Source organism: Mesoterricola sp. MK458, from assembly GCF_055384935.1.
Window position 1 is genome coordinate 1,670,192 of sequence record NZ_AP045075.1, and the last position, 17,926, is coordinate 1,688,117.

Consider the following 17,926-nt stretch of genomic DNA (forward strand, 5'->3'; position numbering starts at 1 on the left):
CGAGCTACTCCAGGTAGGTCTCGGCCAGCCGGCGGGTGACGTACAGTCCCAGCCCGCTGCCCGCGGCGCTGAGCAGCACGGCGGTCGTGATTCCCACGAGCCCGCCCAGCCACCACCCCAGGGCCCCGCCGAGGCTCATGCCGAAAAGCCCCAGCAGCCCCTTCACAGCTGGATGACCTTGAGGGTGTTGGTGGAGCCCTCCTGGTAGAGCGGCAGCCCCAGGGTGAAGACCACCTTCTCCCCGCGGGCGGCGCCGAAGGCTTTCAGCAGGGCCTTCTCCACGGTGGCCATGGCGTCGTCGGCGGACTGGGCCTTGGGCAGGAGCAGGGACTGCACGCCGCGCATGACGCCCATGCGCCGGGCGTTGCCCAGGTCCATGGTCACGCCCACCACCGGGATGTCCCCGGCGAGCCGGCTCACCATGCGCGCGCTGCCTCCGCCTTCGGTGAAGACCACGATGTAGCTGGCGCCGATCTCCTGGGCGGTGCGGCACGCGGCGAAGGCCACCGCCACGTCCGTGCGCGAGGTCAGGCTCTCGGCGAGGGCGTCGGCGGTGCGGCCCAGGCGGGGGCGGAAGTGGGCGTCGGCGTCCTCGGCGATGCGCGCGAGCCACTGGATGGCGTCCACGGGGAATTTCCCCACGGCGCTCTCGGCGCTGAGCATCACGGCGTCGGTGCCGTCCCAGATGGCGTTGGCCACGTCCGAGGCCTCGGCCCGGGTGGGCTGGGGGCTCTCGATCATGCTCTCGAGCATCTGGGTGGCGGTGATCACGGGCTTGAGGGCGTGGCGCGCGGAGGCGATGATCTGCTTCTGCAGGTTGGGCACCCGCTCCACGCCCAGTTCCACCCCCAGGTCTCCCCGGGCCACCATCACGCCCCAGGAGACGGCGAGGATCTCATGCAGGTTCTCCAGGGCCGCGGGGTGCTCGATCTTGGCGATGATGGGCTGCGAGCCGCCCCGGCCCTTGATGACGGCTTCCAGGGCCCGCACGTCCCCGGCGCTGCGGACGAAGCTCTGCGCGAACAGGTCCACGCCGTTCTCCACGCCCCAGCGGATGTCCACCAGGTCCTTGGGGGTCAGGGGATCGAAGGCCACGTCCAGGCCGATGGGGTGCACGCCCTTGCGGGCCTTGAGCAGCCCGCCCACCTTGACCCGGGCCACCACGAGCCGGGGCCGGACCTCGGTGACCTCCACCTCGAGGTTGCCGTCGTCCAGGATCCAGCGCTGGCCGACCCTGGCGCCCAGGAAGAGCTCCGGATGGGGGAGGGGGACCGCCCAGGCCGCGCCCCCCGGGCCGATGCCCGGGCCCTCTCCCTCGGGATGGAAGGCGCCTACGGTGCCCACGGCGAGCTCCACGGGCGCCGCCATGGCCCCCACGCGCCACTTGGGCCCTTGGAGGTCCAGCAGCACCGGCACCCGCCGGCCCACCTCGCCCGAGATGCGGCGGATCGCGGTGAGCGCCTCGAGGCGCCCGGCCAGGTCGCCGTGGCTCGCGTTGAGGCGGACCGCGTCGGCGATTTCCAGGGCTCCGCGCAGGCGTCCGTCTTCCGCAAGGGCCGGTCCCATCGTGACCACAATCTTGGTTTTGCGCACGGGAACCTCCGGAGTTTCCACAAGTATTCCACAGGTTTTTCCGCAGCGGTGGCGCGTGGATCGAAGGAAATTCGCCTGTCCACGGGCCGGGCGAGGTGCTATTTTTTGGGGCTATCCCTTGGAGCCAACCCGATGCGCCACATGATGGAGGAACTGATCGCCGAGCTCGTGCGAAAGGACATCCCCCTCGAGATCGCCAAACGGGAGCTGGAGCGCATCTACCTGGAAACGGTCCTGGCGGCCCACAACGGCAACCAGAGCGCCGCCGCACGCAAGCTGGGCATGCACCGGAACACGCTCTCCAAGAAGCTTGAACACCATCTGGGCGCATTGCGGTATCCTGCTGTCAACTGCTGAGCGGAATCCCACGGCTTGCAGGCTGGGTTCCCTTCGGCCATTACGCGGTCAGGAGGCCAGCATGACAAAGATCGGGATCAACGGGTTCGGGCGAATCGGCCGGATGGTGTTTCGCGCGGCCGTGAACCATTTTCCGGACCTCGAGATCGTGGGGATCAACGATCTCCTCGAGCCCGAGTACCTCGCCTACATGCTCCAGTACGACTCCGTGCACGGCCGCTTCAAGGGCGACGTCAAGGTCGAAGGCAGCAACCTCGTGGTCAACGGCAAGCGGATCCGCCTGACCCAGGAGAAGGATCCCGCCAACCTCAAGTGGAACGAGGTGGGCGCCGAGATCGTCATCGAGTCCACGGGCCTGTTCCTGGACAAGGAGACCGCCAGCGCCCACCTGAAGGCCGGCGCCCGCAAGGTCATCCTCAGCGCGCCCTCCAAGGACGACACGCCCATGTTCGTCTACGGCGTCAACCACGACACCTACGACGGCCAGGCCATCATCTCCAACGCCAGCTGCACCACCAACTGCCTGGCCCCCGTGGCCAAGGTGCTCCACGATTCCTTCGGCATCAAGCGCGGCCTCATGACCACCGTGCACGCCACCACCGCCACCCAGAAGACCGTCGACGGCCCTTCCAAGAAGGACTGGCGCGGGGGCCGCGGCATCCTGGAGAACATCATCCCCAGCTCCACCGGCGCCGCCAAGGCCGTGGGCAAGGTCATCCCCTCCCTCAACAAGAAGCTCACGGGCATGTCCTTCCGGGTGCCCACCTCCGACGTCTCCGTGGTGGACCTCACCTGCGAGCTGGAAAAGCCCGCGACCATGGACGACATCTGCAAGGCCATGAAGACCGCCGCCGAAGGCAGCCTGAAGGGCGTCCTGGCCTTCACCAGCGACAAGGTCGTCTCCACGGACTTCCGGGGCGAGAGCTGCACCTCCACCTTCGACGCCGACGCCAGCATCCTGCTGGATCCCACCTTCGTGAAGGTGGTCGCCTGGTACGACAACGAGTGGGGCTACTCCTGCAAGGTGCTCGAGATGGCCAAGGTCGTCGCCGGGAAGTAGGCGGCTGACGGGACCGGAGGTGAGCCGGCGGGAACCCCCTGCCGGCTCTCTCCATTCTGGGGAATCGAATGCGCATCGCCATCAACGGTCTGGGCCGCATCGGACGGCAGGTGCTGCGCCGGATCCATCTGGAGCCGGGCCTGGAGCTGGTGGGGGTGAACGACCCCGCCGACGCCGCCACCCTGGCCCACCTGGTGACGTACGACTCGGTCCACGGCAAGGCGCCCTTCACCGCCGTGGCCGAAGGCGGGCATCTGGTGCTCGACGGCCGCCGGGTGCCCCTGTCCGCGGCGCCGGAGCCGTCCCTGACGCCCTTCGGGGACCTGGGCGCCGAGGTGGTGCTGGAATGTTCCGGGCGCTTCACCCGCCGGGCCCAGGCCGCGGGGCACCTGCGCGGCTCCGTGCGCCACGTGGTCATCGGCTCCCCATCCCCGGACGCCGACGCCACCGTGGTGGTGGGCGTCAATCATTCCCGTGGGGCGGTGCTCAGCGCCGCCTGTCCCGCCACCCACGCCCTGGCCCACCTGGTGAGCGCCCTGCACGCGGCCTTCGGCGTGGAGGCCGGCCTGGCCACGGCCGTGGAGAGCTACGGCAACGACCAGCGCATCCTGGACCTGCCCCACCCCGACCTGCGCATGGCCCGCGCCGCGAGCATGAGCATGATCCCCGCGCCCACGGAGGCTGCCCGGTGCCTGGGTGAGGTGCTGCCCTGGACCCTGGGCCGCTTCGACGCGCTGGCCGTGCGGGTCCCCACCCCCGACGTGAGCATCCTCGACCTGGGCGTCCACCTGGGGCGGGACGCGGACCTGGATGCCGTCCACGCCGCCCTGGCGGCCGCGGAACGGCCCGGCCTCGTGGAGCGCCTGGAGGCGCCCCTGGTGAGCGTGGACCTGCGCGGGCGCGAGGCCAGCTGCATCCTGGACCCCTACCTCACCCGCGTCCACGCTCCCCGCTTCGTGAAGGTCTTCGCCTGGTACGACAACGAGGCCGCCTACGCCGCGCGGCTCAGGGACCTCTGCCTGGAGCTGGCCCGATGATCGCCATCAACGGACTCGGACGCATCGGAAGGCTGGCCACCCGCCGCCTGGCCCTGGCGCGCCCCCACCGCCTCTGCGCCCTCAACGATCCCGCCGACCTCGAGACGGTGGTGCACCTCCTGCGCTTCGACTCCATCCACGGGGACGACCACCCCGCGGTCCTGGGCCTGCGCAAGGGCGACCAGGACTTCCTCGTCATGGAGGGCAAGGAATATCCCCTCTTCCACGAGACCGACCCCGCCCGCATCCCCTTCGACGCCCTGGGGGCGCGGGTGGTCGTGGAGGCCTCCGGCCGCTTCGTGGCGAGGGAGGGCGCCGCGCGCCACCTGCGGGGCCCCGTGCGCCAGGTGGTGATCTCGGCGCCAAGCCCCGACGCCGATTTCACGGTGATCCATCCCTTCAACGGCAACCTCCTGGACCCGGAGCGCCACCGGGTCATCTCCAACGCCAGTTGCACCGCCCACGCCACCGCCCCCATCCTGGACGTCCTGGAGAAGGCCTTCGGCCTGGAAGCCGCCAGCATGAGCACCGTGCACGTGGCCACCAACGACCAGCGCCTCCTGGACCTTCCCCACAAGGACCTGCGCCGCGCCCGGGCCGCCTTCATGAGCATCATCCCCACCACCAGCAGCGCCTTCGGCGCCCTGCGCGCCGCTCTGCCCCACCTTCCCGCCGGGTTCGACGGCTGGGCCCTGCGGGTGCCCTGCCTCAACGTCAACCTGGTCGACCTCACCGCCCTGCTTCCCCGGGACGTCACCGCCGAGGCCCTGAACGACGCCTTCGACGAGGCCGCGCGCGTCCGCCTCCGGGGCATCCTCGCCGTGAGCGAAGGGGGCCTGGTGAGCCGGGATTTCACGGGCCGGGAGGAAAGCGTGGTCATGGACCCGGACCTCACCCGGGTGGTGGGCGGACGCATGATCAAGGTCTGCGGCTGGCACGACAACGAGGTGGCCTATGCCGCGAGGCTTTGCGAACTGGTCAACCGGCTCTGATCACGGTGGCGAACCCGGGGCGCCGCGCGCGTCCAGGGCAGAAAGAACTTCCGGGTACCGTCCCAGGAGCTCCCGGAGGCGGGCGCGGGGCGGCTCCACCCCGCTCACGGGCGGCTGGACGGCATGGCCCTCCGGAACGTCCCTGAGCCGGTGGTCACCCAGCAGCCGAAGCACCTGCGCCGCCAGAACCGGCGGGAACCCCTGGCGAAGAACGGACAGCTTGGGACTGTCCAGATAAAGCCCTGCCGGGGGCTCGAGCCCCTCAATGTTCCTGGACATGGGATGCCTTTCTGTAACAGGGACTCACCGGCCGCTCCGGGGAGCGCCACAGCCAATCAGATGTATATAAGCTTCTTATAATAGAATCGGTCAGGTCCTGGCCAACGCGCAGCCAATCTAGGCCGCGGTTCCTCGCGTGTCAACCCCCGCCCCGGCGACCGCGCAGGGCCGGTATGCTTTTCCCAGGCCCACCCGAAAACCGCGAACCCTTTTGGAGTTCCCATGCGCATCCACCTACGGCTCCTTCCGGCCCTCGCCTGGGCTGCCCTGGCCTCCGCCCAGGCGGGCCCGCCGCTGCGGGAGGACCTCGAGGCGATGCTGCCCCGGCTCGTGACCCTCTACCAGGACCTCCACCGCCACCCCGAGCTGTCCGGCCACGAGACTCGTACCGCGGCGAGGATGGGCGAGCTCCTCCGGCAGGACGGCTACGAGGTCTCGGCGGTGGGCGGCGGCATCGTCGGCGTCCTGCGCAACGGCCCGGGCCCCGTGGTGCTGCTGCGCACGGACCTGGACGCGCTGCCCGTGGAGGAGCGCACCGGCCTGCCCTACGCCAGCGGGACCAAGGGCGTCATGCACGCCTGCGGACACGACGCGCACATGGCGTCGTGGGTTGGCACGGCGGGTCTCCTGGCCCGGCACCGGGACCTGTGGCGGGGCACCTTGGTGATGGTGGGCCAGCCCGCGGAGGAAACCGGGGAAGGCGCCAAGGCCATGCTCCAGGACGGCCTGCTGACGCGCTTTCCCAAGCCGGGCTTCGCCATCGCCCTGCACGACGCGCCGGACCTGCCCACCGGCAGCGTGACGTACGTGGCCGGGTACACCATGGCCGCGGTGAATTCCGGTTCCCTGACGCTCTACGGCCGGGGCGGCCACGGCGCCCGGCCCGAGGCCGCCGTGGACCCCATCGTCCTGGCGGCGCGCACGGTCCTGGCCCTGCAGACCCTGGTCTCGCGGGAGAAGGATCCCCTGGAGCCCGCGGTGCTCACCATCGGCGCCATCAACGGCGGCACCAAGACCAACGTCATCCCCGGCGAAGTCACCCTCCTCATGACGGTGCGCAGCTACGACCCGAAGGTCCAGGCCCGGCTCCTGGCCGGCATCGCGCGGGTGGCCAAGGGCGAGGCCCTGGCCGCGGGCGCCCCCCGGGAACCCCTGCTGGACCTGGGCGAAACGATGCCCGCCACCTGGAACGACCCCGACTTCACCCGCCGGCTCGCGGCGCGCCTCGCCCGCGAGCTGGGTCCGGGCGCGGTCGCCCCTGGCCGTCCCGACATGGTCTCGGAGGACTTCGGCGCCTATGGCACCGCGGCCGGGATTCCTTCGGCCATGCTCCGCTTCGGTACGGTGGACCCGGCCCGGTTCCAGGCCGCGAAGGAGGGCGGCGCCCCCCTGCCCTCCCTCCACTCAGCCGAATTCGCCCCCGCCATGCCAGGAACCCTGCGCACGGGCGTCCTGGCGCTGACGTTCTCCGCCCTGGAGGCCCTCGGCAGGCCCTGAAGGCGGAGAAGGGGTTGACAGACCATACTGTGTGACACACACTATGTGTCGAACGGCATACGCCGCACAGTGTGAGGCCATGAACCCAGACGTCTTCGAAAACCTGCGCCTGGAATTGCGCCGGGGCAGCCTCGTGCTGGCGGTCCTGGCGGAACTCCGCTCGGAGCGCTACGGCTACACGCTCCGGAAATCCCTGGCCGACCACGGCCTGGAACTGGACGAAAGCACCCTCTACCCCCTCCTGCGCCGCCTGGAGACCCAGGGTCTCCTCCTCAGCGAGTGGCGGGAGGAGGAAAAGCGCAACAAGCGCTTCTACCGCCTGTCCCCCGAGGGCGCGGCCACGCTGGCCCTGCTCATCGAGGAGTGGCGCGGCATCGGCCGATCCCTGGAACAGATCCTCTGAGGAGCATGGACATGGACTTGATCGAACGCTACGTGCAGGCCGTGCGGTTCTGGCTGCCCCGGGCCAGCCAGCAGGACATCGCCGCCGAACTGGCCGAGGATCTACGCTGCCGGAAGGAGGACCGCGAAGCGGCCCTGGGGCGGCCCCTGGACGAGGCCGAGACCGCCGCGATGCTGGCGAAGGTGGGCAATCCCCTCCAGGTGGCCGGGCAGTACTTGCAGGAGAAGCCCCTGCTGGACCCCGCCCTCTCCATGCTCTACCGGTTCGTGGTGAAGGTCGTCCTTCTGTGGATCCTCCTGCCGCTCCACGCCGTCGTCGCGGTGCCCTCGGCCTTCCTGTCGGCCCACCCCCTGGCGTCCATGGCGGACGCCCTGGGCTCCTTCGCGTTCTCGGCCCTGTTCGCCCTGGGCTGCATCACGCTCGTCTTCATCCTGGTGAGCGGCAAGGACGCCGCCCGGGCGTGGGACCCCCTGAAGCTCCCGCCCCTGCTCAAGCAGGGCCCGAAGCCCATCCCCAGGTCCGGGTCCCTCGCCGAGGTCGTCTTCGGGCTGCTCTTCGCGGCGTGGTGGGTGGAGGGCTTCCGGCGCCTGCCCATCGCATGGTCCTCCCGCATGGGCGCGGTGTATACGGCCGGGCCCCTCTGGACCGGGATTCACGCCCAGCTGTTCTGGCCCGTGCTGGCGCTCACGTTCTCGGGCGTCGCCGTGGGGGCCCTGTGCCTGGCCAAGCCCCATCTGGTGAGGTTCCGCCTGGTCTACGGCATCCTGGCCGACGCCTTCTCCGCGGGCATCTGCCTCATGGCCATCCAGGGGCGCCGGCCGGAGATCGCCCGGGCCCTGGACGCCCTGCGGGACCTGGGGCGCACCCGGGACCTGTCCGGGGCCGCGGACGCCTTCGTGGCCACGGTCCTGATCATCATCGCCGTGGCCTCCACGATCTCCTGCCTCACCCGGGTGATCCGCCTGGTGCGGACAGACGGCTCCACCCCCGCACGGAACTGATCCGCTCCAGGACGCCGGCCACCAGGTCCCCGGGGTCCTCGCCCCGGGTTCTCACCCGCATCCGCCCGGGGCCCAGGATGCCCACCACGTGGATCGAGGCGCCGCCCGGAAAGGCGGGATGCCGGGCCAAGGGGCGGGCCAGGGCCTCCAGGTCCAGGTCCTGGAGCCAGCCTTCCGGCAGTTGGGGTGGCCGGGCGCCCGGAACCAGGGCCCCCACCTCCCGGGGCTGCACCAGGATCAGGTGGTGCCCGCCCCGCACCCCATGCCAGGCGAGAAAGGGGGGCAGGCCGCCGAAACCGATGCCGCCCTTCTGGAATTCCGGCCAGGCTTCCAGACGGGCAAGCCCGGCTTCGTCCGCGGCTTCCATGGCCAGGCGGGCCAGCCCGGGCCCGGGGGGGGGCAGCCAGGGTTCAAGGAAAAGTCCGTCCATGGGCCCATTATAGATAGGCTTGAGGCATGGAACCGTCCCCCTGTCCCCGCGTCGCCACCGGCCAGCAGATCGGAGCTGGCTGGACTCCCGCCCTTTCGGTGGTAAAGGCCCTGGCCGCGCTGGCGGAAGCCCGCAGGCTCGGCGGAGAGGCCGTCTACTGGCTTGCCGACGAGGACCACGACCGCCTGGAGGTGGCCAGCACCGTCGGGCTCCGGGGGGACCGCATCCTCCCCCACCGCTTCCGGTTCGCGGCGCCCGACAACACCGCCACGGGGTGGCTGCCCTGGACCGGGGACCACCAGCAGGAAGCCGAGGCGCTGTGGGGCGAAACCCCCCTGCCCGCGGAACCCACCCTGAGGGGGCACGCCCTCGCCCTTGGCGCGCCCCTGTGGAAGCGTGGCCTTCGCCCCTTCTCCCCCACCGACCCGGCCCTGCGCGCGCCCATCCAGGAGGAACTGGAGCGCTGGCGGAGCCTCGGCCTGGAACGCGACCTGGTGCGCCAGGCGGAAGCCCTGGACGCCTCCGGCGTGCCCTACGGCCTCGACCCGCGCCAGCAGTCCGCCTGGTTCACCCTGGACCCCCACACCGGCCGGCGCACGCGCCTGGAGCCGGGGGACCCCTGCCCCCGGGGGCGCTGGCTGAGCCCGGGCGCGGCGCTGCGGCCCCTCATGCAGTCGCTCCTGCTGCCGGGCCTGGAGGCCGTGGTCCTGGGCCCCGGGGAACGGGCCTACTGGCGCCTCACGGAGCCCTGCTGGGAGCGGGTGGGCCTGGCCAGGCCCCGCATCATCAGCCGGCCCTCGGCGTTCGTCCTCCCCCGGGGCGCGTCCCTGGGGACCGGCGACCTGGAGCCGCTCCGGAACGGGCGCTGGGAGGACTTCCCCGGCGCCCAGGACGGATCCACCCTGCCCAGCGCCGCCCTCGCCGGCAGCCCCGACCCGGGCTGGGACGCGGCCACCGCCAGCCGGTTCGCCCAGGAACTGGCCCGGGCGCGCCACCGTCTGGAGCGCCTGGACCGGCGGTTGCGGCGGGACCGGGCCGGCCTGGCCCTGGGCATGGATCCCGAGCGGCTCCGCCAGCGCCTCTTTCCCCTCGGCAAGCCCCAGGAGCGGGTCCTTCCCGGGCTCCTCTGGCTGCGTCAGGATGATCTTCTGGACCGAATGCTGGCCGCCCTCGACGGGGCGGCGCCCGTGGTCCTGCTGGAGGAAGCATGAACGCGCTCGATCTGCTCGTGGTGGGCGCCCACCCCGACGACGGGGAAGTGCACGTGGGCGGGATCCTGGCCCTGGCGGCCGACAAGGGATTGTCCGCGGCCATCCTCGACCTCACCGCGGGGGAGCTGGGCACCCGCGGTGACGCCGCCACCCGCCACGCCGAGGCCATGGAGGCCGCGCGCATCCTGGGGGTGCGCCGCATCATCATGGACCTGCCCGACGCCCGGTTCGAGGAGACCGAGCCCCACCGCATCCAGGTGATGAAGATGATCCGCTCCCTCCGGCCGGAGGTGCTGATCCTGCCCGACCCCGACGACCGGCACCCCGACCACCGCCGCGCCTTCCGCCTCGTGAAGGAGGCCGCGTACTACGCGGGCCTGCGCAACTACCCCTGCCCCGGCGAGCCCTGGCGGCCGTCGGCCCTGGCCTGGGTGGGCGGCGAGAACCCGGGTCGCCCCGACCACGTGGTGGACGTCTCCTCCGTGTGGGAGCGGCGCATGGCGGCCTTCGACGCCTTCGGAAGCCAGTTCTCCGCGGACCCCTCGAGGCCCCCGACGCGCATCTCCGACCCGGCCTTCCGCCGCGGGGTGGAGGGCCGGGCCATGCACTGGGGCTCCCTCATCCGCGCCACCTGGGCCGAGGCGCTGTGGTCCGACAGCCCCGTGCCCCAGGCGCTCACCCGGCTCCTGGCCCTGCTCCAGACCCATCCGTGAACCGCCGGGAGACCCAGTGGCTCGGGGAGGTGAAGGCCCGGGGCGACGGCGTGCAGGACGGCCGCGTCCTCGTGGCCTGCTCCGGCGGCGGCGATTCCCTGGCGCTCCTGTCCTTCCTGTGGTCGGTCCGAAGGAGCCTGGGCCTCGAGCTGGTGGTGGCCCACGCCGATCACGGGCTGCGCCCCGAGGCCGGCGCGGAGGCCGACCGGGTGCGGGACATCTGCCGCGGCGCCGACCTGGACCTGGTGGAGGCCGCCCTGGACGTGCGGGCCCATGCCCAGGCCACGGGCCAGGGCCTGGAGACCGCGGCTAGGGAGCTGCGGTGGGGCTGGCTCCGCGCCCAGGCCGAGAGCTGCTCGGCCATCGCCGTGGCCACCGGCCACACCCTGGACGACCACACCGAGACGGTCCTGGTGCGCCTGTCCCGGGGCGGCGGCGCGGGGTGCCTCACCCCGCTGGCGGCGCGCCAGGGCCTGCGCTGGTCCCCCCTGGTGCAGGCGCGCCGGTCCGACCTGCGCGCCTACCTGGAGGCCAAGGGCGTGGCCTGGATGGAGGATGCCAGCAACGCCGACCCCTTCACCCCCCGGAACCGCTGGCGGGCGCTCCTGGAGCCCATGCGCCGGGAGGCGCCCGGCCTTGACGCGCACCTGTGGGAGACCCACCTGCAGGTGGAGGAACTCGCGGCCTTCAAGGACGCGCAGGTGGCGGCCTGGCGCGGCGCCCGGTGGGAGGTGGGCGCCTCCGGGCTCCTCCTGGCCCGGGGCTGGGCGGAACCCGAACTGCGCTGGGTGCTCCTCGCGGCCTTCCAGGATCGGGGCTGGCCGCGGGAGGCCGCCCTGCTGCGCGACCTCGCGGCCTGGCTGGCGCCCCACCTGGCCAGGCGCCCCGGCAAGGCCAAGACCTGGGGCGGCTGGCGCCTGGACGCCACGGACGCGAGCCCGGCAAATACGGCCCAGGAAAGCTTATTTCCATGGACTTTGAAGCGTTGTTGAGAACCTCGAGGCTCCCGGAGGCATCCAAAGTCAGGAACCGGTCGAGCCGATGCAGGTTAGACTGGATATCGGCGGGGAGTCCCCCCCTGGAGGCACCTTGAATTCCATGATGAAAAGCGCGCTGGTGTGGATCGGGATCATCGCCCTGGTCCTCCTGGCGTTAAAGCAGATCCCCACCAACACCCGCGTCAACGAGATCCCCTTCTCGACGTTCTACACGGAAGGGGTCGAGGGCAAATACCGCAGCGTCACGCTCACCGGCGTGGACATCGAGGGGACGTACAAGAACCCGGTCAAGTCGGCCAAGGGCGAGACCATCGACAAGTTCAAGACCGTCGCCCCCCCGATGCAGGACCTGGGCAAGGCCATCCTCGGCTGGAAGCAGGAAGGCCAGCTCGACGAGTTCAAGGCCGCCAAGCCCAGTGAGAACAACTTCATGTACATGCTGGTCTTCTGGGGCCCGCTGCTGGTCTTCGTGGTGCTCTGGTTCGTCTTCATGCGCCAGGCCCAGATGGGCGGCAACAAGGCGCTGAGCTTCGGCAAGGCCCGGGCGCGGGGGCTCAACACCACCACGCGGCGGGTCACCTTCGCCGACGTCGCCGGGTGCGACGAGGCCAAGGAGGAGCTGCAGGAGATCGTCGAGTTCCTGAAGGACCCGGCCAAGTTCGTCAAGCTGGGCGGCAAGATCCCCAAGGGCGTCCTGCTCATGGGCCCTCCGGGCACCGGCAAGACCCTTCTGGCCCGCGCCATTTCAGGCGAGGCCAAGGTGCAGTTCTTCTCCATCTCCGGTTCCGACTTCGTGGAGATGTTCGTGGGCGTGGGCGCCTCGCGCGTGCGTGACCTCTTCGAGCAGGGCAAGAAGAACGCCCCCTGCATCATCTTCATCGACGAGATCGACGCCGTGGGCCGCCACCGCGGCGCGGGCCTGGGCGGCGGCCACGACGAGCGCGAGCAGACCCTGAACCAGCTGCTGGTGGAGATGGACGGCTTCGAGGGCAACGAGGGGGTCATCCTCATCGCCGCCACGAACCGCCCCGACGTGCTCGACCCCGCCCTGCTCCGTCCGGGCCGCTTCGACCGCCGGGTGGTGGTGGACCGCCCCGACCTCAAGGGCCGGTTCGAGATCCTCAAGGTGCACACCGCCGACAAGATCCCCCTCAGCCCCGACGTCGACCTGGAGGTCATCGCCCGCGGCACCCCGGGCTTCGCCGGCGCCGACCTGGCCAACCTTTGCAACGAGGCCGCGCTCTACGCCGCCCGCACCAGCAAGAAGTGGGTCGAGATGGTCGACTTCGAACAGGCCAAGGACAAGGTCTTCATGGGCTCCGAGCGCAAGTCCATGGTCATGAGCGACGAGGACAAGCGCGACACCGCCTACCACGAGGCGGGCCACGCCGTGGTCGCCGCCACCATCCCCAACGCCGATCCCGTGCACAAGGTCACCATCATCCCCCGGGGCCGCGCCCTGGGCGTCACCTGGCAGCTGCCTGAGCGGGACCGGTATTCCTCCACCCGCGAGCGCATGGAAGGCGAGATCGCCATCCTCATGGGCGGACGCGTGGCGGAGGAGGCCTTCTTCGACCGGCTCTCCACCGGTGCGGCCAACGACATCGAGCGCGCCACCCAGATCGCCCGCCGGATGGTGTGCGACTACGGCATGAGCGAGAAGCTCGGGCCCCTCAGCTTCGGCCAGGGCGAGCACGAGATCTTCCTGGGCCGGGACTTCAGCCAGCGCCGGGACTTCTCCGAGGACACCGCGCGCCTCATCGATTCCGAGGTGCACGCCATCGTCATGCGCAACTTCGAACGGGCCAAGACCATCATCCGCGACAAGCGCGAGATCCTGGTGGGCCTGGCCGAAGCCCTCCTGGTGCGCGAGACCCTGGACGCCGTGGACGTCACCCGGCTCATGAACGGCGAGGTCCTGCCGCCCAAGCCGCCCCCGTCGGCCTCGGAGCAGAGCTCCAGCAAGCCCAACACCCCCCCCGACCCGGGGCTCAAGCCCGCCCTCAGCCCGGCGTGACCTCCTGGCAGACGGCGTCCGGCGCGCTGGACCTTGAGGATCCCCTCCACCTGGGGATCCTCAACGTCACGCCGGACTCCTTCAGCGACGGGGGCCGGTTCCTGGACCCCGCCCAGGCCCTGGCCCAGGCCCGGAGCCTCCTCGACCAGGGGGCCCGGGCACTGGACCTGGGAGCCGAAAGCACCCGCCCCGGCGCGGGGAACGTCTCCCCGGACGAGGAATGGGCCCGGCTGGAGCCGGTCCTCGCGCTGTTCCGCACGGCCCTGCCCGGCGTCCCCCTGAGCCTCGACACCCGCCACGGCGAAGTGGCCGCCCGGGGCCTGCGCATGGGGGTGGCCATCATCAACGACGTCACCGGGTTCCAGGACCCGGGCCTCCTGCACGTGGCCCGCAACAGCCGCTGCGGCCTCATCGCCATGCGGAGCCGCCTGGAGGACGGGGCCCTGGCCATGCCCCCCTACGGCGGCCCCGGCAACGAATCCGCCACCGACGCCGTGTTCGAGCTGGCCACCGTCAGGGACGGCCTTCTCCAGGCCGGCGTGGACCCCGCCCGCATCCTCCTGGATCCCGGGTTCGGCTTCGGCACCACCTTCGTGGAGGACCGCGCCCTCTGGGAGGCCCTGCCGGCCCTTCCCGCCGCGCTGGACTGGCCTGTGGAGCGGTTCTGCATCGGCATCTCCCGGAAGCGGTTCCTGGCCTGGCGCGCGGGAAGCCCGGGGCTCCCTCCCCTGGAGCGGGATCCCCACGGCGGGCGCGCCCACCACGAGGCCGCGCGCATGGGCTACCGGGTCTTCCGCACCCACGCGGTCACCCTGCCGGTGATCCGCAGGGCCACGCCGGAGGACGCCGCGGCCCTGGCCCAGGTCCAGGTGGACGCCTGGAAGGCCACCTACCCCGGCATCCTGCCCGAATCGCTCCTGGCGGGCCTCTCCGCCCCGGCCATCGCCGCCGCCTTCTCCGAATCCCTGGCCACCCCCAGGCCGCATTGGGCCATGTGGACGCTGCACGCCCGGGGCGCCCTGGCGGGGTTCGCCGTGGGCGGGCCCTGCCGCGACCAGGCCACCCCCGCCGCGGGGGAGATCCACGCCATCTACCTGGTCAAGGAGGCCTGGGGGCAGGGCCTGGGCAGGGCCCTCATGGCCCGGGCCCTGGACGGGCTCCGGGAGGCCGGGTTCCGGGAGGCGGTGCTGTGGGTCATGGAACGCAACGCCAGGGGCCGCAGGTTCTATGAACGGACGGGATGGGAACTCACCCCGGCGCGGCGCACCGAATGGCAGGACGGCATCGCCCTGCGTCAGGTGCAGTACCGGCTGGCCCTGGCACCGGCGGCCCCCGGGTTGTAGAATTCCTCCACAGGCGAAGAATCCTAAAGGACGACCATGGCACTGAATTATTTCGGCACGGACGGGGTACGCGGCAAGGCCTTCGAATCCCCCTTGACCCTGGACGACGCCGCCCGCTGGGGGGCCGCCTGGGCCCGGGTCGCCCAGGCCCGCGGCATCGAGGAGATGGTCATCGGCTGGGACCCCCGCCTGAGCTCGGAACCCCTGGCCCAGGCCTTCGTCTCCGGCCTCGACGGGCGCCTGCGCCTTTGCGTCCTGGGCCTCGTGCCCACCCCGGCGGTGGCCTACGCCGCCCTGCTCCGGCCCCGCGCCTGGGGCCTCATGATCTCGGCCAGCCACAACCCCCCCGAGGACAACGGGATCAAGGGGTTCGACGGCCTGGGCGAGAAGCTCGCCGAGGAGGACGAGGCCGCCGTGGAGGCCGCGTACGAGGCCCTGGGCACCGTGAAGGCCGGCCCCGCCGCCCTGCCCCTGGAAGAGGCCCTGCCCCTGGAATACATCCGCCAGCTCGAGCCCCTGGACCTGCCCGAAGGCTTTTCCATGGTGGTGGACTGCGCCCACGGCTCCACCGCGCCCTGGGCCCCCCTGGTCTTCCGCGGGGGGACGATCCACTGGATGGGGGTGCCCGCCGACGGCGCGCGCATCAACGTGGGGGTGGGCTCCACCCACCTGGATGGCCTCGCCGCCCAGGTGCGGGAGCGGGGCGCGGCCATCGGCATCGCCTTCGACGGCGACGGCGACCGGTGCCTGATGGTCGATCCCCAGGGCGATCTGGTGGACGGGGACCAGCTTCTCTGGCTCCTGGCCCAGGACCTGCGCGCCCGCGGCGAGCACGTCCCCGGCGTGGTGGGCACCCTCATGAGCAACGCGGGCCTGGAGGAGGCCCTCGCGGGGCGCGACATCCCCTTCGTCCGCACCCAGGTGGGCGACAAGTTCATGCTCCGTGAACTGGGCCGGCGCGAATGGGACCTGGCCGCCGAGGCCTCCGGCCACGTCATCCAGAAGCACGTCGGGCCCAGCGGCGACGGCCTTGCCACGGCGCTGGCCTCTCTGCGGGCCCTGTTGCGCCGCCCCGCCCCGGAACGCTGGTCCTGGCGCTTCCAGGCCTGGCCCCTGCGCCTGGTGAACATCCTGGCCCGGGATCGCCGCCCCGTGGAGGACTGCCCCGGGCTGACCTCGGCCATGGCCGCGCTCCAGGCGGATCACGGCGACGACCTCCGCATCGTGGTGCGCTGGTCGGGCACCGAGCCCAAGCTCCGGCTCATGGTGGAGGCGCGGAGCGCCGGGTTGATGGAGGATGCCCTCCGGACGCTGGAAATCGCGGCCCGGGCGGACCTCGCCCTGGGCTGAATCTGCTAGGCTGGAAGCCTGACCTTGCCGTGACAACATCCGCCTGGAGTCCGAAGTGCCCGTACGTCTTGGTGTCAACATCGATCACGTGGCGACCATCCGCCAGGCCCGGGGCGGCCACGAGCCCGAACCCGTCGCGGCGGCCCTGCTGGCCCAGGGCGCCGGCGCCCACGGCATCACCGTCCACCTCCGCGCGGACCGCAGGCACATCCAGGAACGGGACCTCAAGGTCCTGAAGGACGTCCTGGCCGTGCCGCTCAACATCGAGTGCGCCGCCACGTCCGAGGCCATGGAGGCCGTGGTGCCCGTCAAGCCCGCGTGGGTGACCCTCGTGCCCGAGACCCGGGAGGAGCTCACCACCCAGGGGGGGCTGGACGCCCTCTTCCTGCACGCCCACCTCCGGCAGATCATCCGGGAGCTGCACGCCTCCGAGATCCGCGTGAGCCTGTTCATCGATCCCCAGCAGGAGCAGGTGAAGATGGCCGCCAAGCTGGAGGCGGAGGCGGTGGAGTTCAACACCGGCGTCTACGCCGACGTCACCCCCGGCGCCGATCCGCTGCCCGAGCTCAACCGGCTGCGCGACGCCTCGCGACTGGCCGCCAAGCTCGGCCTGAAGGTCCTGGCGGGCCACGGCCTCAGCCTCTTCAACGTCGGCCCCGTGGCCGCGATCCCCGAGGTCGAGGAGCTCAACATCGGGCACGCCATCATCGGCCGCGCCCTCCTCGTGGGCCTGGACACGGCCGTGCGGGAGATGATCTCGAAGATCAACGAAGGCGGAGAATGAACATGGACCGGGGCGGCTCCAGGCGATGGGAGGGTGATCGATGACCACCCTCCGCGGCAACCTGCAGAGCATCTCCCTGATGGACGTGGTGCAGCTCCTGAACGTGAACCGCAAGACGGGAAAGCTCCTGGTGAACCAGCCCAAGGTTTCCGGCGTGCTCTACGTCCTCAACGGCGACGTGGTCCACGCGGAGATCGGATCCACCCTGGGGGAATCCGCCGCCTTCGAGATCCTGGAATGGGACAAGGGCGAATTCGAGTTCGTCTCCACCAAGTTCAAGGCCCCCACCACCATCCGGCGCTCGGTGCCGGACCTGCTCATGGAGGCCGCGCGCACCGCGGATTCCCGCAAGCACCTGCGCGGCATCTTCCCCAGCCTGCGGGTGGTGCCCTGGCCGCGCCTCCAGGAGCCGGCCCTCACCCAGGGCCTGCGCATCTTCCAGGAGGACCGGCGGTGCCTGCCCTTCCTGGACGGGTACCGCACCTTCCAGGAGGTCATCCAGGCCTCGGGCCAGAGCGAGGTGAGCGTCCTCCAGGCCTGCGCGCAGCTCAAGGAGGCCCACCGCCTGACGATCCTCGAGCCCGACGTCGTCCTCCAGGCCACGGCCCTCAAGGGCACCCTGTTCCGGAAGGCCGACCACATCGAACTGGGCAGGGCCGCGGAGGCCCGCTGGCAGGGGGTGGGGCCCTACGGCACGGTGGCCAGCGTCCGGCTCGTGTGGCCCGAAGGGGTCTCCGTGGAACCGGTGCGCTTCAACCGGGCCATGGATGACCAGAGCGTTGGTATTCCGAAGGAACTTATGCAATCGTGGGGACTAACCGAAGGAAACTCCATCACCGTCCGTCCCGCGCCTTGACCCGG

Annotated in this window: 19 protein-coding genes; 15 read left to right on the plus strand and 4 right to left on the minus strand. The window is 71.3% G+C overall.

What is annotated here, in order from left to right; translation table 11 throughout:
- Positions 1–4: 4 nt before the first annotated feature.
- Complete coding sequence (locus tag ACZ5LB_RS07175) at positions 5–139, minus strand: hypothetical protein (RefSeq protein WP_464605495.1); 135 nt, start codon at positions 137–139, stop codon at positions 5–7.
- A gap of 23 nt (positions 140–162) precedes the next feature.
- Positions 163–1,593, minus strand: coding sequence for a pyruvate kinase (gene pyk, locus ACZ5LB_RS07180; protein WP_464605496.1), 1,431 nt, complete (start codon positions 1,591–1,593; stop codon positions 163–165).
- A 132-nt stretch (positions 1,594–1,725) separates the two neighbouring features.
- Between pyk and ACZ5LB_RS07185 the strand changes: the two genes are divergently transcribed.
- From ACZ5LB_RS07185 to ACZ5LB_RS07200, 4 genes are all read left to right on the plus strand, one after another.
- Complete coding sequence (locus ACZ5LB_RS07185) at positions 1,726–1,950, plus strand: helix-turn-helix domain-containing protein (protein ID WP_464605497.1); 225 nt, start codon at positions 1,726–1,728, stop codon at positions 1,948–1,950.
- Between the two features lie 61 nt (positions 1,951–2,011).
- On the plus strand, positions 2,012–3,010 hold the full coding sequence (gene gap / locus ACZ5LB_RS07190; protein ID WP_464605498.1) for a type I glyceraldehyde-3-phosphate dehydrogenase: 999 nt from the start codon (positions 2,012–2,014) through the stop codon (positions 3,008–3,010).
- A 68-nt stretch (positions 3,011–3,078) separates the two neighbouring features.
- Positions 3,079–4,047: a type I glyceraldehyde-3-phosphate dehydrogenase gene (locus ACZ5LB_RS07195; RefSeq protein WP_464605499.1), complete on the plus strand. Its 969-nt coding sequence runs from the start codon at positions 3,079–3,081 to the stop codon at positions 4,045–4,047.
- Complete coding sequence (locus ACZ5LB_RS07200) at positions 4,044–5,039, plus strand: type I glyceraldehyde-3-phosphate dehydrogenase (RefSeq protein ID WP_464605500.1); 996 nt, start codon at positions 4,044–4,046, stop codon at positions 5,037–5,039. The genes ACZ5LB_RS07195 and ACZ5LB_RS07200 overlap by 4 nt, the downstream gene beginning before the upstream one ends.
- On the opposite strand, the gene ACZ5LB_RS07205 is transcribed toward ACZ5LB_RS07200, so the two are convergent.
- A complete protein-coding gene (locus ACZ5LB_RS07205; protein WP_464605501.1) occupies positions 5,040–5,318 on the minus strand; it encodes a hypothetical protein in 279 nt (92 codons plus the stop codon).
- Positions 5,319–5,540: 222 nt separating this feature from the next.
- Here ACZ5LB_RS07205 and ACZ5LB_RS07210 point away from each other — a divergent pair, with 222 nt between their 5' ends.
- The 3 genes from ACZ5LB_RS07210 to ACZ5LB_RS07220 all read left to right on the plus strand — a co-directional run bounded on the left by ACZ5LB_RS07210 (position 5,541) and on the right by ACZ5LB_RS07220 (position 8,219).
- On the plus strand, positions 5,541–6,815 hold the full coding sequence (locus ACZ5LB_RS07210; RefSeq protein ID WP_464605502.1) for an amidohydrolase: 1,275 nt from the start codon (positions 5,541–5,543) through the stop codon (positions 6,813–6,815).
- A gap of 79 nt (positions 6,816–6,894) precedes the next feature.
- The gene (locus ACZ5LB_RS07215) at positions 6,895–7,218 is read left to right on the plus strand and encodes a PadR family transcriptional regulator (RefSeq protein WP_464605503.1); all 324 of its coding nucleotides are present in this window, start codon (positions 6,895–6,897) and stop codon (positions 7,216–7,218) included.
- A gap of 11 nt (positions 7,219–7,229) precedes the next feature.
- The gene (locus ACZ5LB_RS07220; protein ID WP_464605504.1) at positions 7,230–8,219 is read left to right on the plus strand and encodes a hypothetical protein; all 990 of its coding nucleotides are present in this window, start codon (positions 7,230–7,232) and stop codon (positions 8,217–8,219) included.
- Here the strand turns inward: ACZ5LB_RS07220 and ACZ5LB_RS07225 are convergent.
- On the minus strand, positions 8,164–8,649 hold the full coding sequence (locus ACZ5LB_RS07225) for a hypothetical protein (RefSeq protein ID WP_464605505.1): 486 nt from the start codon (positions 8,647–8,649) through the stop codon (positions 8,164–8,166). The two genes, ACZ5LB_RS07220 and ACZ5LB_RS07225, sit on opposite strands and share 56 nt — an antisense overlap.
- Positions 8,650–8,675: 26 nt before the next feature.
- On the opposite strand from ACZ5LB_RS07225, the gene bshC reads away from it, so the two are divergent.
- The 8 genes from bshC (at position 8,676) to ACZ5LB_RS07265 (ending at position 17,921) form a co-directional block, all read left to right on the plus strand.
- Positions 8,676–9,860: a bacillithiol biosynthesis protein BshC gene (bshC, locus tag ACZ5LB_RS07230; RefSeq protein ID WP_464605506.1), complete on the plus strand. Its 1,185-nt coding sequence runs from the start codon at positions 8,676–8,678 to the stop codon at positions 9,858–9,860.
- Positions 9,857–10,573: a bacillithiol biosynthesis deacetylase BshB1 gene (gene bshB1, locus ACZ5LB_RS07235; protein ID WP_464605507.1), complete on the plus strand. Its 717-nt coding sequence runs from the start codon at positions 9,857–9,859 to the stop codon at positions 10,571–10,573. Before bshC ends, bshB1 begins: the two co-directional genes overlap by 4 nt.
- Positions 10,570–11,565, plus strand: coding sequence for a tRNA lysidine(34) synthetase TilS (gene tilS / locus ACZ5LB_RS07240; protein WP_464605508.1), 996 nt, complete (start codon positions 10,570–10,572; stop codon positions 11,563–11,565). The genes bshB1 and tilS overlap by 4 nt, the downstream gene beginning before the upstream one ends.
- Positions 11,566–11,662: 97 nt before the next feature.
- The gene (gene ftsH, locus ACZ5LB_RS07245) at positions 11,663–13,588 is read left to right on the plus strand and encodes an ATP-dependent zinc metalloprotease FtsH (RefSeq protein ID WP_464605509.1); all 1,926 of its coding nucleotides are present in this window, start codon (positions 11,663–11,665) and stop codon (positions 13,586–13,588) included.
- Entirely contained in the window at positions 13,585–14,931 is a 1,347-nt protein-coding gene (folP, locus tag ACZ5LB_RS07250) for a dihydropteroate synthase (RefSeq protein WP_464605510.1), read from the plus strand. The genes ftsH and folP overlap by 4 nt, the downstream gene beginning before the upstream one ends.
- Positions 14,932–14,967: 36 nt before the next feature.
- Positions 14,968–16,281 (plus strand): phosphohexomutase domain-containing protein, encoded by a 1,314-nt coding sequence (locus ACZ5LB_RS07255; protein WP_464605511.1) that lies wholly within the window; start codon positions 14,968–14,970, stop codon positions 16,279–16,281.
- 55 nt (positions 16,282–16,336) lie between these two features.
- A complete protein-coding gene (locus ACZ5LB_RS07260) occupies positions 16,337–17,065 on the plus strand; it encodes a pyridoxine 5'-phosphate synthase (protein ID WP_464605512.1) in 729 nt (242 codons plus the stop codon).
- A 40-nt stretch (positions 17,066–17,105) separates the two neighbouring features.
- Entirely contained in the window at positions 17,106–17,921 is an 816-nt protein-coding gene (locus ACZ5LB_RS07265) for a DUF4388 domain-containing protein (protein WP_464605513.1), read from the plus strand.
- Positions 17,922–17,926: the final 5 nt, after the last annotated feature.

What these genes read in the sequence shown, in the direction of transcription:
- ACZ5LB_RS07205 (WP_464605501.1), bottom strand. Translation starts at nt 5,318, where the DNA reads ATGTCCAGGAACATTGAGGGGCTCGAGCCCCCGGCAGGGCTTTATCTG.
- ACZ5LB_RS07185 (WP_464605497.1), top strand. Translation starts at nt 1,726, where the DNA reads ATGCGCCACATGATGGAGGAACTGATCGCCGAGCTCGTGCGAAAGGAC.
- ACZ5LB_RS07225 (WP_464605505.1), bottom strand. Translation starts at nt 8,649, where the DNA reads ATGGACGGACTTTTCCTTGAACCCTGGCTGCCCCCCCCCGGGCCCGGG.
- ACZ5LB_RS07215 (WP_464605503.1), top strand. Translation starts at nt 6,895, where the DNA reads ATGAACCCAGACGTCTTCGAAAACCTGCGCCTGGAATTGCGCCGGGGC.
- ACZ5LB_RS07220 (WP_464605504.1), top strand. Translation starts at nt 7,230, where the DNA reads ATGGACTTGATCGAACGCTACGTGCAGGCCGTGCGGTTCTGGCTGCCC.
- bshC (WP_464605506.1), top strand. Translation starts at nt 8,676, where the DNA reads ATGGAACCGTCCCCCTGTCCCCGCGTCGCCACCGGCCAGCAGATCGGA.
- bshB1 (WP_464605507.1), top strand. Translation starts at nt 9,857, where the DNA reads ATGAACGCGCTCGATCTGCTCGTGGTGGGCGCCCACCCCGACGACGGG.
- ACZ5LB_RS07255 (WP_464605511.1), top strand. Translation starts at nt 14,968, where the DNA reads ATGGCACTGAATTATTTCGGCACGGACGGGGTACGCGGCAAGGCCTTC.
- ACZ5LB_RS07200 (WP_464605500.1), top strand. Translation starts at nt 4,044, where the DNA reads ATGATCGCCATCAACGGACTCGGACGCATCGGAAGGCTGGCCACCCGC.
- gap (WP_464605498.1), top strand. Translation starts at nt 2,012, where the DNA reads ATGACAAAGATCGGGATCAACGGGTTCGGGCGAATCGGCCGGATGGTG.
- ACZ5LB_RS07195 (WP_464605499.1), top strand. Translation starts at nt 3,079, where the DNA reads ATGCGCATCGCCATCAACGGTCTGGGCCGCATCGGACGGCAGGTGCTG.
- ACZ5LB_RS07175 (WP_464605495.1), bottom strand. Translation starts at nt 139, where the DNA reads ATGAGCCTCGGCGGGGCCCTGGGGTGGTGGCTGGGCGGGCTCGTGGGA.
- ACZ5LB_RS07265 (WP_464605513.1), top strand. Translation starts at nt 17,106, where the DNA reads ATGACCACCCTCCGCGGCAACCTGCAGAGCATCTCCCTGATGGACGTG.
- ACZ5LB_RS07210 (WP_464605502.1), top strand. Translation starts at nt 5,541, where the DNA reads ATGCGCATCCACCTACGGCTCCTTCCGGCCCTCGCCTGGGCTGCCCTG.